12 protein-coding genes and 1 pseudogene are annotated in these 13,527 nt (G+C 39.4%); 4 read left to right on the plus strand and 9 right to left on the minus strand.

The features are described from left to right. Window positions 1-40: 40 nt before the first annotated feature. The 7 genes from BGM26_RS06900 to BGM26_RS06930 form a co-directional block, all read right to left on the minus strand. Window positions 41-724 (minus strand): Dph6-related ATP pyrophosphatase, encoded by a 684-nt coding sequence (locus tag BGM26_RS06900; RefSeq protein ID WP_217038992.1) that lies wholly within the window; start codon window positions 722-724, stop codon window positions 41-43. Between the two features lie 157 nt (window positions 725-881). Further along, a complete protein-coding gene (locus BGM26_RS06905; RefSeq protein ID WP_217038993.1) occupies window positions 882-4,016 on the minus strand; it encodes an AAA family ATPase in 3,135 nt (1,044 codons plus the stop codon). Then, window positions 4,013-5,158 (minus strand): exonuclease SbcCD subunit D, encoded by a 1,146-nt coding sequence (locus BGM26_RS06910; RefSeq protein WP_217038994.1) that lies wholly within the window; start codon window positions 5,156-5,158, stop codon window positions 4,013-4,015. Before BGM26_RS06910 ends, BGM26_RS06905 begins: the two co-directional genes overlap by 4 nt. 257 nt (window positions 5,159-5,415) lie before the next feature. Continuing rightward, window positions 5,416-5,616: a cold-shock protein gene (locus tag BGM26_RS06915; protein ID WP_217038996.1), complete on the minus strand. Its 201-nt coding sequence runs from the start codon at window positions 5,614-5,616 to the stop codon at window positions 5,416-5,418. A gap of 192 nt (window positions 5,617-5,808) precedes the next feature. Continuing rightward, window positions 5,809-5,952, minus strand: coding sequence for a YvrJ family protein (locus BGM26_RS06920; protein WP_217038997.1), 144 nt, complete (start codon window positions 5,950-5,952; stop codon window positions 5,809-5,811). A 114-nt stretch (window positions 5,953-6,066) separates the two neighbouring features. Beyond that, window positions 6,067-6,285 carry a DUF2922 domain-containing protein gene (locus tag BGM26_RS06925; protein ID WP_217038998.1) on the minus strand — a complete coding sequence of 73 codons (219 nt, stop codon included), beginning with the start codon at window positions 6,283-6,285 and terminating at the stop codon, window positions 6,067-6,069. Window positions 6,286-6,390: 105 nt separating this feature from the next. Further along, window positions 6,391-6,609, minus strand: coding sequence for a DUF1659 domain-containing protein (locus BGM26_RS06930; protein ID WP_217038999.1), 219 nt, complete (start codon window positions 6,607-6,609; stop codon window positions 6,391-6,393). Between the two features lie 188 nt (window positions 6,610-6,797). Between BGM26_RS06930 and BGM26_RS06935 the strand changes: the two genes are divergently transcribed. Continuing rightward, window positions 6,798-7,076 (plus strand): phage holin family protein, encoded by a 279-nt coding sequence (locus BGM26_RS06935; protein WP_217039000.1) that lies wholly within the window; start codon window positions 6,798-6,800, stop codon window positions 7,074-7,076. A gap of 52 nt (window positions 7,077-7,128) precedes the next feature. Here the strand turns inward: BGM26_RS06935 and BGM26_RS21905 are convergent, their stop codons facing one another. Further along, entirely contained in the window at window positions 7,129-8,076 is a 948-nt protein-coding gene (locus tag BGM26_RS21905) for a methyl-accepting chemotaxis protein (protein ID WP_483297797.1), read from the minus strand. Then, a pseudogene (locus BGM26_RS21910) lies at window positions 8,071-8,820 on the minus strand (CHASE3 domain-containing protein); the annotation flags it as partial. The pseudogene BGM26_RS21910 and the gene BGM26_RS21905, both read right to left, overlap by 6 nt. A 669-nt stretch (window positions 8,821-9,489) precedes the next feature. On the opposite strand from BGM26_RS21910, the gene BGM26_RS06945 reads away from it, so the two are divergent. The 3 genes from BGM26_RS06945 to BGM26_RS06955 all read left to right on the plus strand — a co-directional run bounded on the left by BGM26_RS06945 (window position 9,490) and on the right by BGM26_RS06955 (window position 13,518). Next, window positions 9,490-10,620 (plus strand): CdaR family transcriptional regulator, encoded by a 1,131-nt coding sequence (locus tag BGM26_RS06945; protein ID WP_217039003.1) that lies wholly within the window; start codon window positions 9,490-9,492, stop codon window positions 10,618-10,620. A 163-nt stretch (window positions 10,621-10,783) separates the two neighbouring features. After that, window positions 10,784-12,196, plus strand: a complete 1,413-nt coding sequence (gene glcD, locus BGM26_RS06950) for a glycolate oxidase subunit GlcD (protein WP_217039004.1) — start codon at window positions 10,784-10,786, stop codon at window positions 12,194-12,196. Further along, on the plus strand, window positions 12,193-13,518 hold the full coding sequence (locus BGM26_RS06955; protein ID WP_217039006.1) for a (Fe-S)-binding protein: 1,326 nt from the start codon (window positions 12,193-12,195) through the stop codon (window positions 13,516-13,518). The genes glcD and BGM26_RS06955 overlap by 4 nt, the downstream gene beginning before the upstream one ends. The last annotated feature ends 9 nt before the right edge of the window (window positions 13,519-13,527 follow it).

Here is a 13,527-nt window from a genome sequence, read left to right on the forward strand (position 1 = left end):
TTCGAATGAAAAGCAATAAAATTTCGAAAAAGAGCCTTGATTAAACGTCCTTTACGATGAGCTGAGATTGCTTAAACTCCAGCTTTTTGGTTGTTTCAAGCTCTATTATTTCCGGTTGTTGGAGAAGGATTTTTTGTTTAAATAAGGGCCCGTCATACACAAAAGTATGGTACTCACCTGATTCACCCATTGGACATATATCCTTCTCCTTAACATCTTGTAGAAATGTTGAATCGAGCTGCCGGCCGAGCCATGTTTCATCCAAGACATCTTCACGCACTCGGATCACTGTCGCTTTATAACCAGATCCAATAAATGTTTCTAATGCAGAAAAGGAATTTTCCTTTTTTGTCCAAAGTGGATAAATGGCTTCGAGATCCGCATCCACTGCAAGCTTCTCTCCCCATTCCCGATGGCCCTCTAAATACAAATCGCCGAATGCGACCCCATCAAGAAGATATTTTTCTTTATATATTTTTAAGGCATTCATAAAGCTTTCGGTATAATCCTTAAACGTGCATGAGATCAATTCAACAGGAATTCCTAGAGCCTCCCCTTGCATCTTCACCATTTCCGTCTTTTCCCCGTGCCCAAATGTTCTCCCTAGCTCGCTCGGAATCGTTGTAACTAGGCAGACTACGTCGACCCCTTGTTTTGTCAAAACATCTAGGGCAAGACAACCATCTTTTCCACCGCTCCACGATAATGCCACTCTCTTCTTCATTTTAACCATCCTCTATTTTCACTTATTTCCATATCATCGTTTATATCAATGTTCTTGTAAAAGAAGGATCGATTCTTGCATTCGATCCTTTCCATCTTTACCCTTAATGCTATATTTGGTAGACTCATTTTCTTAAAAAGAAGAATTTCGTCTATAATTATGTTAAAAACTGAAATTCTGTCATGCTCCCGGTTTGCGTAGCAATTACTTCAAGACGGGCATCGATTCTTTCTTTTAGCTCAGGGACATGCGAGATAATCCCGACTAATCTGCCGCTGCTTTGGATATCAATCAATGCTTCGATTGCCTGATCTAATGATTCCGGATCGAGCGTTCCAAACCCTTCGTCGATAAACATCGTTTCTAGGGAAACGCCCCCGGCATATTGCTGTACAACATCAGCAAGTCCTAATGCAAGTGCAAGAGCCGCTTTAAAGCTTTCTCCGCCAGACAATGTTTTGACATGCCTTTCCTGGCCAGTATATTGGTCAAAAACTAGCAGCTCCAATCCGCTTTGGGCATTACCCTTAGAACGGTCAGTTTTCCGGAGCAATTCATATCGTCCACCTGTCATTTTACTGAGCCTGCCGTTAGCTTCCCTTAAAATATCATCTAGAAAAGCAGCGAGGACAAACCGTTCAAACGTAATTCGATACGTATTTTGCCCCTTGGCAATTTCGTATAAATCCCCAATTACTTTGTATCGTTCTTCAAGGGCTTTGATCTCTTTATTAATGTTTGTGATATTTTTGGCTGTTTCTTCATTATCCCTTTTCTTAATAAATAGATTTGTATACTCTGTCTGAAGGAGACTAATTTGTCCTTCCACTTCTTTAAAGGAGTGACTAAGCTTGTCCAAATCCGGCTCATCTATGTCTTTTAACAACTGAGAAAGTTCCTCAAAACGATCACTGACAGAACGGATTTCTTCACGGTAGTCCCTTAAAGATTTTTCTTTTAAGCGGACTTCTTGCTCCGTCTTTTTTGCTTCATTATATTCGCCATATGTTTCAAAGCCTTGTTTCTTCATTCTTAGTACAAAGGCTTCCCTTTCACTTGAAAGCTGCTCACTTAATTTTTCAGCTTGTTTCTCGATCGTTTCACATTTGGCTGTTTCTGTTAAATATTTCCCTTTCGTATGTTGATAGCTTTGCTGGGCTGCTTCCAATCTTTTCAGAAGTTCTTCCTGTTTATTCACAGCATGCTGAAGGCGTTTTTCGAATATATCCACTGCCCGAATTTCTTCGGGAATATGTTCCATCATTCTTGTTAAGTTCGTTTTCTGTTCCGTATAAAGAATCGTTGCTTCATTGATTTGCTTAACAATTCCCTTAAGATGGACAGAATGATTCTCTTTGTCTTTTTCAGCGCTTTCTAGTTCCTTCAAACATACGCCGTGCCTCTTCTTCCTGTTCTCCAGCTCACCTTGTATGTTTGCCAGTTCATTACGTTCGGATAATATCGTCCTTTTGATTATTGGAAGATTTTCAGGTGTCAAATCTGGACGGTGCTGCTGAATTTCTTGGATAAGTTCCTCAACTGCTTCGCTCAAATGTAGGACCGTTGATTGCGCTTCATAAAAAGCCGATTCCGCTGCAGCCTTTTCCTTCTCAATTGCGGCCATTTGCTGTTTAGCTGCCTTTAAGTCCTTTTCATCAGGAATGGCATCCATTGAAATAGCTGGCATTGGATGATGCTCAGATCCACAGACCGGACAGGCATCGCCGTCCTTAAGTTTATTCGCCAAAATGCTAGCTTGTCCATGCAACCAATTCTGTTCTAATTGCTCGACAGTTATTTTTGCATCTGCTAGCCTAGCAATTGAATTCTCAAAATATCCTTTTCTCTCATCGAGATGGATCCTTGCTTTATCATAACGAGAACTCTGTTCTTCGTACTTATTCAACCGCTCTATTTCTTTATCTATTTTCTCCAGCTTGTGGGCATTTTCAACAAAAATCAGCTGATCCCTTTCAATCCTTTGTTTCTCATCTAATAAGGATTGAATGTTTTGTTCTGTTTTTTCTAGCGATTCTTCGATTTGATTTTTCTGTATATTCTTTGATTGAAGCTCTCTTTCTTTCGTGAGAACCTCCTTCTCAACCATTGCGAAAGAGTAAATATCCTCCTTCATATTCTGTAAGCGACTAATTTGTTCTCCGGTTGCTTTTCTTTCATTCTCCCGGTTTTTTTCATTTTCCCATGCCGTTTCCTGCTCTTTTAGCCGATCGGCAAGTGTGGCGCTGTTTGCCCGTAGCGACCCAAGGGCATGATTAGCTGAATCCAATTCTTTCTTCAAATGATGGCATAGCTCTTCTTGCTGGGCAAGGAGAGCCGCTTTTTGAGAAAGATCGATTTGCTTTTCTATTTGTACGAATTGTTCTTTCTTCCCTTCAAGCTCCGCTTTCCGCAGACTTAAATCATCCTTCGCTTTAAGCTGCTTCACGATCGCCTCAGCTTCATATAGCTTCTGTTGAAGCCCATCTCTTTGCTCCTGTTTTTCCTTTAATTTGTTCGTTACCTTTTCAAGTTCCGCAATCATCAAGCTAATTTCAGTTTGTAAAAGAGGCATGATGATGGTGTCATTTACACCTTCGGACTCCAAATACCCTTTTAATTCCTCATTAAAAACAGGATGAATTTGCTGAATCGCCTGGTTTCGGCTTGCAAGCTGTTTTTCTACCGTCCTCTTTAGCTCTGCAGCGTCTTCCTTAAGCTTTTCTTCAATTCGTTTATACAATTGCGTATGAAATAGGCGTTGCAAAATGACTTCCTTGTCTTTACTTTCTGATGTAAGAAGCTTCCGGAACTCCCCTTGGGGAATCATTAAGATTTGTCTAAATTGATTACTATCAATAATCATTATTTCCTTTATTTTTTCATCCACATCGCGCACATTGGCAGCAAGTAGCTGTTTATTCCCATTTTCATCAAAAACATATAATTCAGCTTTCGCTCCTACCGTTGTATATCCACCGCCCCGCTCCTTTTTCTTTTCTTGCTGAGGGGACCTAGAAATGAAATACGTTTTGTTTCTTAATGTAAATTCAAGTGAAACCTCTGTCAAATTTTCATCTTTAGCGAATTGGCTTCTAAGGTCGGGTCCGTTTCGATCCTCGCCACTCGCTTTTCCATAAATCGCAAAACTTATTCCATCAAAGATTGTCGTTTTCCCTGCACCTGTTTTTCCCGAAATGACAAACATCGTTCTACTTCCAAGCATTGTAAAATCAATTCGCTCCGTTCCGGCATAGGGACCAAATGCCTGCATAGTTAATTTTAATGGCCTCATTTCTGAACCTCCTCTTTTAAGGCTTTTTCAATGACTTCGGCCATCACAGCACTTTTTTCATCCGTAAAGGCTGAAGTCGTCATTTCTTCGTAAAAATGCTGAAATAACTCGAGGTCGGATTTTTTTTCTTCTTTAATCGTTGTAAAAGAATGCTTTTTCTTCATATCAGCCATGGCTATTTTTCGTTCCAGATGGAGGACATTGGGGTAAATTTGCCGGAGTTTATTGATTGGATCAATTAAGGCTCCCTCATCATGAAGAATAATTTTTAAGTAGTCATGCTGAACTTGCTTTTCGTAAAAGCTGGGGTCCATTAATTCATCGAGATATCCTTCCAATTCTCGTAAATCCTTTTTTGGGGTAAGTGACCGGATTCGTAAATCAAATTGGCCCTTATCATTGATTTCAATGATCGAAACCGATTTCTCCTGCTTCGCTTCAGAGAAGGAATACTTTAGGAGTGAACCTGAATATCGGACTTTATCATGTTTAATCGCATCCGGGCTATGCAAATGACCGAGAGCTGTATAGGAGAATGGAGCAAACAACTCAGCACCAACACAGCCAGATCCACCAACAGATAATGTTCGTTCTGAATCGCTTGTTTTCCCGCCAAGAACAAAGGCATGTCCAACAAAAACATTTGGTTCATTCGGATTCAATGATTCTTCGATTTTGCCGATGACTGCTTTCATTGCATCCTGGTGTGAATGAATCGTATCATCACCTAACAAATGACGGACCATTCCCGGCTCAGCATACGGCACAAGGTAAAAATTCACTCCGTTTATATGTACGGGATGAAACCCAGCTTCCAGTTTCCCTGATAAAAAGAATTGACTTTGCTTATACCATGAGCTTCCGAACGAGAGCCTCTCCGCACTATCATGATTCCCTCCAATTGCAACGACAGGTGTTTTTAGTTCAACATTAATCTTGAAAAGAATTTCGTTCAGCAATTCAACGGCTTCTGTTGGCGGAACAGAACGGTCATATAAATCTCCCGCAATCACTACTGCATCCGGCTTTTCTTCTTCCACAAGATCAACAAATTGATTCAGAAAAAAGCGCTGATCCTCAGTCATATAGATCCCATGAACTAACTTCCCTAAATGCCAATCGGCTGTATGAATAAATTTCATTGCTCTCATCCTCATTTCTTCTATTATCCTATTATATAATGATTTAATTATAGCAAAATAAATAATCGAAAGTTGCCAGCATAATTGGCCTATAAAAGAAATTGCTCACTCTTTTTCCATTTAATTAGATAAAATAAACCAACTACAAACATTTGTTCTTATTCTATCAGAAAACTTTGGAAACTTCTATCTATTTTTTGCAAAAAATAAAAAACAGCTCTGCCATAGACAGAGCTGCTCGAATATTGGTATTTCTATTATTTTTTAGTTACGTTTGCTGCTTGTGGTCCACGAGCACCTTCAACAACTTCGAAAGATACTTCTTGACCTTCATCTAATGATTTGAAACCTTCAGTTTGGATGGCAGAGTAATGTACGAATACGTCGTTTCCGTCTTCAGCTTCAATGAATCCGAAACCCTTTTCAGCATTAAACCATTTAACTTTACCGTTTTTCATGTGAAAATATCCTCCTATTGGCCCTAACAAGCCATGTGTTAATTCACCATTTACAACGTTTATCGCATGACTCATCCAAACAATAGTATTCTCTGGAAAACGAGACTTGCAAAATAGAATACGATGCATAAGGCTAATTTAAATTTAACATTATTAGAAAAAAAAGTCAACAAATAGGCGTTGTAAACGCTTTTATTCCGATTCCTTTAATTTTTCTGGCAGACTCTGTATTGAATTGACCACTACATCAAGCTTCGCTTCTATTCTATGCAGCAAAAATAGCGTGACGACAATAGGAAAGCCAAGTTCACTGATTAGGGGGATTAATTCTTCCATCACCCGCACTCCTTTCAATTGGATTTGGAAAAGAGAGATGCCGAATTTTTTCGAAAAAATCATTCTTAAAGAACGAAATGAGCCGGATCTAAAAGCGAACCGGCTCATCGAACATTATGCTAATTCATATTCTGTTACATTGCGATCAATGACTCTAGCTCCTTTTGCTGCCGCAAAACTTCCATTATTGGTTTGAAAAACATTTGCAGCAACAATTTCTTCCATTGCCTGTTTAACGGCAGTTGGATTAATCGGTTCCTTCGGGTTTTCGATGGATAGCTGCGATAACTTCCCTGTTTCTGTTAAAAATGTCAACTCCAATGATTTCGCCAATCGATTCACCTCCAAAAAATATTCATTTTTTTAGCTAGCATGATTACTAGCTTCGGACCCGCTACACTTTCTTTGTCTAGCTTCGAGCGCCCTCCGCTTTTCTTATTACCCAAAAATATCAAAGCTATCATTGCGAACAACTGTTACAACTGGGTCGCTACAAAGGGTCGCAATCGCCTGTGCTACCTGAAACAGCTGATCTGCTGTTGCTGATCGCTTAATATTCCCAAATGTTTTCGTTTTGCAAACAGGTTGACCTTTTTCATTCACTCCCGTTTCAAAACTAAGGCGAAGCTTCGTATCAATCATCATAGCTTGTGCCATTTCGATCACCTCCTTTCAACCTCTATATATAAAGGAGTGTTAAAAGCGGACATGATCTTTTTGAAAATCCCTGCCGAATAATTTCTTCGCATTTGATGTGAATTTTATTTATTAATAGGAAATGGGACTATGCGAAATAAAGTCTTCATTCATAAAATGGAAGTAACTGTCATTCAGGAGGTGAAACCGTGAATTTATTGGATTATTTAAATCAAAATTATCTCATGCTTGTTCCTGCACTTTGGGTGCTTGGCTTTGCCTTGAAACAAACGCCAGCGGTTCCTAATTGGACTATTATTTGGGTACTCCTCCTTGTCTCTATAGCATTCGCCTGCTTAGCTTTCGGACTTTCGATCGAAGCATTAATAAATGGAATTATCGCTGCTGGGGTAGCTGTTCTAGGGCATCAAATGATAAAGCAAACATTGCTTGGAAATGGTTCAGGGAAAAAGCACAAGGGGGATTAAGTCCCTTATAGAAAATAGAAAAAAGTACTAGCCGGAACTAGTACTTTTTTTGTTATATTTTAAATCGCGAAACTACCATTTGCATCTCCTCAGATAGCATTGCAAGGGTTGTCGCAGACGATGAAACTTCTTCCATCGTGGCGAGTTGTTCTTCTGTGGCCGCGGAAGCCTCTTGTGTGGCAGCAACACTTTTTTCAGAAATAGCTGTTGTTTTCATAATCGCAGTAAATATTTGATCCCCGAGTGAAGTCAGCTTTTCTAATGATGATGACACATCCTCTACTTTCCCTGACACATCAATCATCGAGTGAGCGATTTGTGAAAAAGCCATACTTGCTTCTTTCGTATCCTCAAGCCCTTCTTTCACTTGCATGTTGCCATCTTCCATCGCTAGCACTGCATTCTTTGTCTCTTCTTGTATGAAGTGTACCATCTGCTGGATTTGATCTGCGGAACGCTTGGATTCTTCTGCCAGTTTTCGTACCTCATCAGCTACAACCGCAAATCCCTTTCCATGTTCTCCTGCCCTAGCTGCTTCAATTGCTGCATTTAAAGACAATAGATTGGTTTGGTCTGCAATATCCGTAATAATGCCAACGAAATTGCTAATTTCTTCCGAACGACTCTCAAGTGCGTTAATAAACTGTGATGCGTTCTCAACAGATCGGTTAATCTCATTCATCTGGTTCACAACATTATCAACGGATTGTGCACCTTGCTCTGTAAGTGTATTTGCTTCCAATGTGACTTCCCGCATTTTTTCACTGTTGTTTATGATTTGGAAAATACCTTCAGCCATTTCGCCAACAGAATCCGCCGCCTCTTGGAAACAAAGAAGCTGTTGTTCGATTCCTCCTGCATTTCGCTGGGATATATGGGCAACTTGTTCGGAAGCAAGTGTACTTTGCTCTGCACTAGCTGCGAGCTCCTCACTGCTATTAGCAACCTTTGTCGAAGTATCTCTAACTTGCCCCACGATTCCCCTTAGATCATTAACCATTTTATTTAATGATTGAATCAGTGATCCAATTTCATCGCGATTCTTGACTTTCATTTCCTTAAGGTCTAATTCCCCTTCAGCTACTCTATCTATCGCATAAGCCGCCATTGCGATCGGCTTGGTTATCATTCTACTTATGTAGTAAGCAACGGCCATTGCAATAATGAACGCAATAATACTAAATATTAAAACAAAAAACTTAGTTGAATTTACTGTTTGTGAAGTTGATTTCGTACCTACATTTAATTGGTTTTCCTGGAATTTTACGAGTTCCTCTGCTTTTTTATTAAATTCATGTCCAATTTCTTTTGAAGATGTTTTGACAAGCTCCATATAGGCTTTTTCATTTTCTTCTATTTTATATTTAATTTCTTTTTCAGCTATTTCCTCGAACTGGCTATGTAAATTAATTAGCTCTTCAATTAGTTTTTGCGAATGTTCATTTTCTGAATCTCCACCCAAATCTTCTAACTGATGGGCTAATCTTTTTCTAGCAACTTCATATTCACTAAGATAAACGGAATCCCCAGTTAGTAAATACCCATGAATTCCATTCGATTCGTTGACCAGATCTTCCTTTATACTTTTGACAAGTACAAGCTTTGTTACTCTATCATCTATAAGATTGGAATAACGCTTATTTACTTGATCCATTCCATAATTAGCGATTCCACTGACGATTGCAAATAACAATAATACGGATAAAAATCCGAAAAGCAACTTTTTACCTACACTGAATCTCATGCATTTTCCTCTTTTCACACTATAATTATGAGTTTATTAATATAATTTACCATATTTTCTCTAGAGAAGTTAGTTATATTTTACTATAATTTAACTATATAGATAAAATCCTCTAAATCCCCACTTAAGATTATTTAATCCAAATATAATTCAATAGGCCAAAACAAGAGATGTATTCATTCATGAAAAAAGTTAATTTTCTTACAAACAATTTTCCAGCTATCAAGGTCAACGAAGTTCCCATCCTTTTTACTTTATACATCTCGTTAAATCACCATACCTACTACAAAAAAAACCGTTAATCATAATTAAACGATTAACGGTAAATGGTAGATCAGAGATCTTAGGGAGGAGATCTTCCATATTATATTATGGTGCTTCAGCTAAGTGGCTTGGACATATTCCCTCCGCATTTTTACTATTTTTTATAAAATAGGCTTTGTTAAACAGTGTTGTTGATAGACACGCGGGTTCGATTTACCTTCCGAGAAGCGGTTAAAGACAATGCTCCTGCGCCAAAGCGTAATCGAGAAAGAATTGTTCAGCTCGTCGAAAGACAGCACGAAGTAAATCCATGAAGGTTGTTGTTTTTTAAATTCGTACCCCTCCCCCTTTTCACATCTTAAAAATGCTAGAATGAACATAATTGTACATTCGGGGGTCTTTACGATGCTTTTACCTTCACTTGCCAAAAAAATAATCCAAGAGGTTCGCAGACTGATTGATGAGGATGTTATTATTGTTGATATTTCAGGGACCATCATTTCTAGCACTGACGATAACCGGCTAGGGAGCTTTCATGAAGGCGCTCTTTTATCAAGCCGTGAACGCAGAAATATTGTTATTACAAAGGACATGGAAAAAACATTAAAAGGCGTAAAAGCAGGAATCAATTTACCTGTCTTTTTCCAGCATAAGGTGATTGGCGTAATTGGAATAACCGGGGAGCCATCAAAGGTTGCACATTATGGAGAAATTTTAAAAAAAATGACAGAGCTCCTCATACAGGAGAGCTATTATGCGGAACAAATCGAGTGGAATTCGAGGGCACTTGAAGCTTTTGTCTTTGATTGGTTACAGGCGAAAGATTGGTCGACTGAATTTTACGATCGTGCAGCAATCATCGGAATCGATCTTTCCGTTGATCGCCAAGTTGTACTAGGAAGTATAGAAAACTCGCCGAACATAGCTGAGAGAGAGATATGGAATCAATTACAACAAAGAAATCATAAAAGGAATAAGAATATTTATATAAGATGGGGTAACGACCGGTTTATGCTCTTATTAACTGGTCACACGATAAATACTATCCTCTATGAACTTCAGCAAATCAAAGCTCAATTAGAGGCTGATTTTTCCGTCCAAGTTTCTCTTGGGGTAGGAAAAAGAGCCGGCGCCAAGCAACTCCGAAAGTCATTTAATCAAGCGGAACGCGCTTTATTAGTGGCCAAACGGGAGAAAAAAATTATTTTTGATGATGATTTAAAAATGGAGATGCTTCTACAAGAGATTAATGAAGAAACAAGAAGTGAGTTTGTTAACAGAACCATTGCATTTCTTATATCTGACGGTGATTTATTGCACACTCTTCGTGTTTTTATCGAGGAGAACCAATCCATAAAAAATACGGCAAATGCACTGCATATTCATGTAAATACCCTCCATTATCGGCTGAAAAAAATCGAGGAAATGACAAATCTGAATCCACGCTCCTTCGAGGATCTGTCGACACTCCATATCGCCTTGCTTCTATTGGATGAACATCCAAAAAACAAAGAAATAAACGCTCCATCTTCATAGCTTTCACCATAGCGGAATCCTCCGCTTTTTTTTATGCTTATTTTAAGGAATTAATGAATTGAAATACATACCATTCCTTTATGTATATATTCGAAGGTTCATTAAATTGAAAACATGCATGTTGAAATGAAAAATGTAAGCGATTTTTTTAGGAGGCTGAAAAATGATAAATAATGAAATCCGGCAAAAATTAATTCACATCGTCGGTCCTGAGAATTTTGATGATTCGAAGGCAGGTCGACTCGTCTATTCTTATGATGCAACCCCACAATTCCAATCGATGCCAGACGCGGTTATCGCCCCTCGTAATACAGAAGAGATTTCTAAAGTTGTTAGATTATGTAACGAGTTTAAAATTCCGATTGTACCACGGGGCTCTGGAACAAATCTATGTGCTGGAACATGTCCGACTGAAGGAGGAATCGTTCTTCTATTTAAACACTTAAATAAAATTTTAGAGATTGATGAAGAAAATCTTACTATCACTGTGCAGCCTGGTGTCATCACGCTTGATATAACGAATGCCGCTGAAGCAAAAGGTTTATTCTACCCGCCAGATCCGGGTTCAATGAAAATCTCAACAATTGGCGGCAATATCAATGAAAATGCAGGCGGTCTGCGTGGATTAAAATACGGGGTAACAAGGGATTACGTCATTGCATTAGAAATCGTGTTATCGAATGGCGATATTATCCGTACAGGTGGAAAGCTTGCTAAGGACGTCGCTGGGTATGATTTGACACGTTTATTTGTTGGATCAGAGGGAACGATTGGAATCATAACAGAAGCGACACTTAAATTGATTCCAATGCCCGAGACGAAAAAAACAATTCTCGCACTCTATCAAGATCTTGAAGCTGCTGCAAGGACGGTCTCAAAAATCATCGCAAATAAAATCATCCCGACAACGTTAGAGTTTCTTGATCAGCCGACACTTGAAGCCGTTGAAGCGTTTGCGCAAATTGGCCTTCCAACTGATGCGAAAGCGATTCTACTCGTTGAACAAGATGGTCCATTAGACGTAGTGACGAAAGATATCGACAGCATCATCGAAATTTGCAAGTCGGAAAACGCTGTATCTGTTGAGGCAGCAAAATCAGAAGAAGAAGCTGAAGCACTTCGGACAGCACGACGCTCGGCGTTATCCGCCCTAGCCCGTCTAAAGCCAACGACCATTCTCGAGGATGCAACGGTTCCCCGATCAGAGATTGCTAAAATGGTCAAAGCGATCAATGAAATTGCTGAAAAATACAAGCTTTGGATTTGCACGTTCGGACATGCGGGTGACGGTAACTTACACCCTACTTGTTTAACCGATTCGCGAGATCATGAAGAAATTGAACGTGTTGAAAAAGCGTTCGAAGAGATTTTTGCAAAAGCGATTGAATTAGGCGGTACGATTACAGGTGAACATGGAGTTGGCGTCATGAAAGCACCATACTTAGAAATGAAGCTTGGTCATGCAGGAGTTGCTGCAATGAAAGCAATAAAAACAAGTCTTGATCCAAACAACATCATGAATCCTGGAAAAATATTTGCCAAAGATTCCCGAAAACGTGTGGTGGTTACAAAATGACAACATTAAAAGAACAGCAACAAATTCAGGCAGAATTCCAATCGCGTATGGATGAAGATGAACTCTTAAATTGCATGCGCTGTGGATTTTGTTTGCCAACCTGTCCGACATATATTGAATCTGGATTTCAAGAATCCCATTCCCCCCGCGGGCGAATCGCATTAATGAAGGCTGTCGTCGATGGCCTTATTGAACCAGATGAAGATGTGGAACGTTCTCTTAACATGTGCTTGGGATGCCGGGCATGTGAACCCGTTTGCCCTTCAGGTGTGAATTATGGCCACCTTCTTGAAGAAGCACGAGATATTATTAATCAAAATAAAAAGCATTCATTATCCGCAAGAGTTGTTCGGAAAACGGTTTTCAAAGGGTTGTTTCCCTACCAAAATCGGATGCGTACACTTACGAGCCTTTTAGGCATATACCAACGATCAGGGATGCAGAATATTGTTCACAAGAGCGGGATGATGAAGCTATTTCCAGAAAATTTAGCAACAATGGAAAAAGTTCTGCCACAAGTGCCTACCCGGAAAGAAATGTTAAATCGTCCAGAACATTTAAATGCAATTGGGACAAGACAGAAAAAGGTCGCGTTTTTCTCAGGCTGCTTAATGGATACGATGTTTATGAAAACGAATGATGCGACAATGAAGCTGCTGCAACTAGCAGGATGTGAAATTGTTATTCCAAAATCACAAGCGTGCTGTGGGGCGTTACATGGGCATAGTGGTGAAAAAGAAGACGCGAAAGCATTAGCAAAAAGAAACATTGTTGCCTTTGAGGAAGCTGAAGTAGATTTTATCATTACTAACGCTGGTGGCTGCGGTGCTTTCCTCGTTGATTATGATCATCTATTAAAAGATGACCCTCAATGGGCTACACGCGCAAAAGCATTTGCCATGAAACTAAAGGACATTTCTGCAATTTTAGTAGAACTCGATTTTCATAAAAAAGAGCTCTCTCTCCCTGCCCAGGTGATTACGTATCAAGATTCATGTCACCTGCGAAATGTCATGAAAACGGCTTCAGAGCCGCGAATGCTCCTTCAAGCCATTCAAGGGACAACCTATAGCGAAATGAAAAATGCTGATAGCTGCTGTGGCTCAGCAGGTATTTATAACATCGTTGAATCGGAAATGTCGATGAAAATTTTAGATTCGAAAATGGATACTGTAAAAGCAACCGAAGCAAAAACAATCGTCACCGCCAACCCTGGCTGCCTTTTGCAAATGAAACTAGGAATTGAACGTGAAGGATTATCTGATCAGATGCGGGCAGTTCATATTGTGGATTTGTTGTTGGAGGCAGTGGAAAAGAAATAGAGAAAACAA

It is taken from the genome of Bacillus sp. FJAT-29790 (genome assembly GCF_019039215.1).
Classification (GTDB): domain Bacteria; phylum Bacillota; class Bacilli; order Bacillales; family Cytobacillaceae; genus Cytobacillus.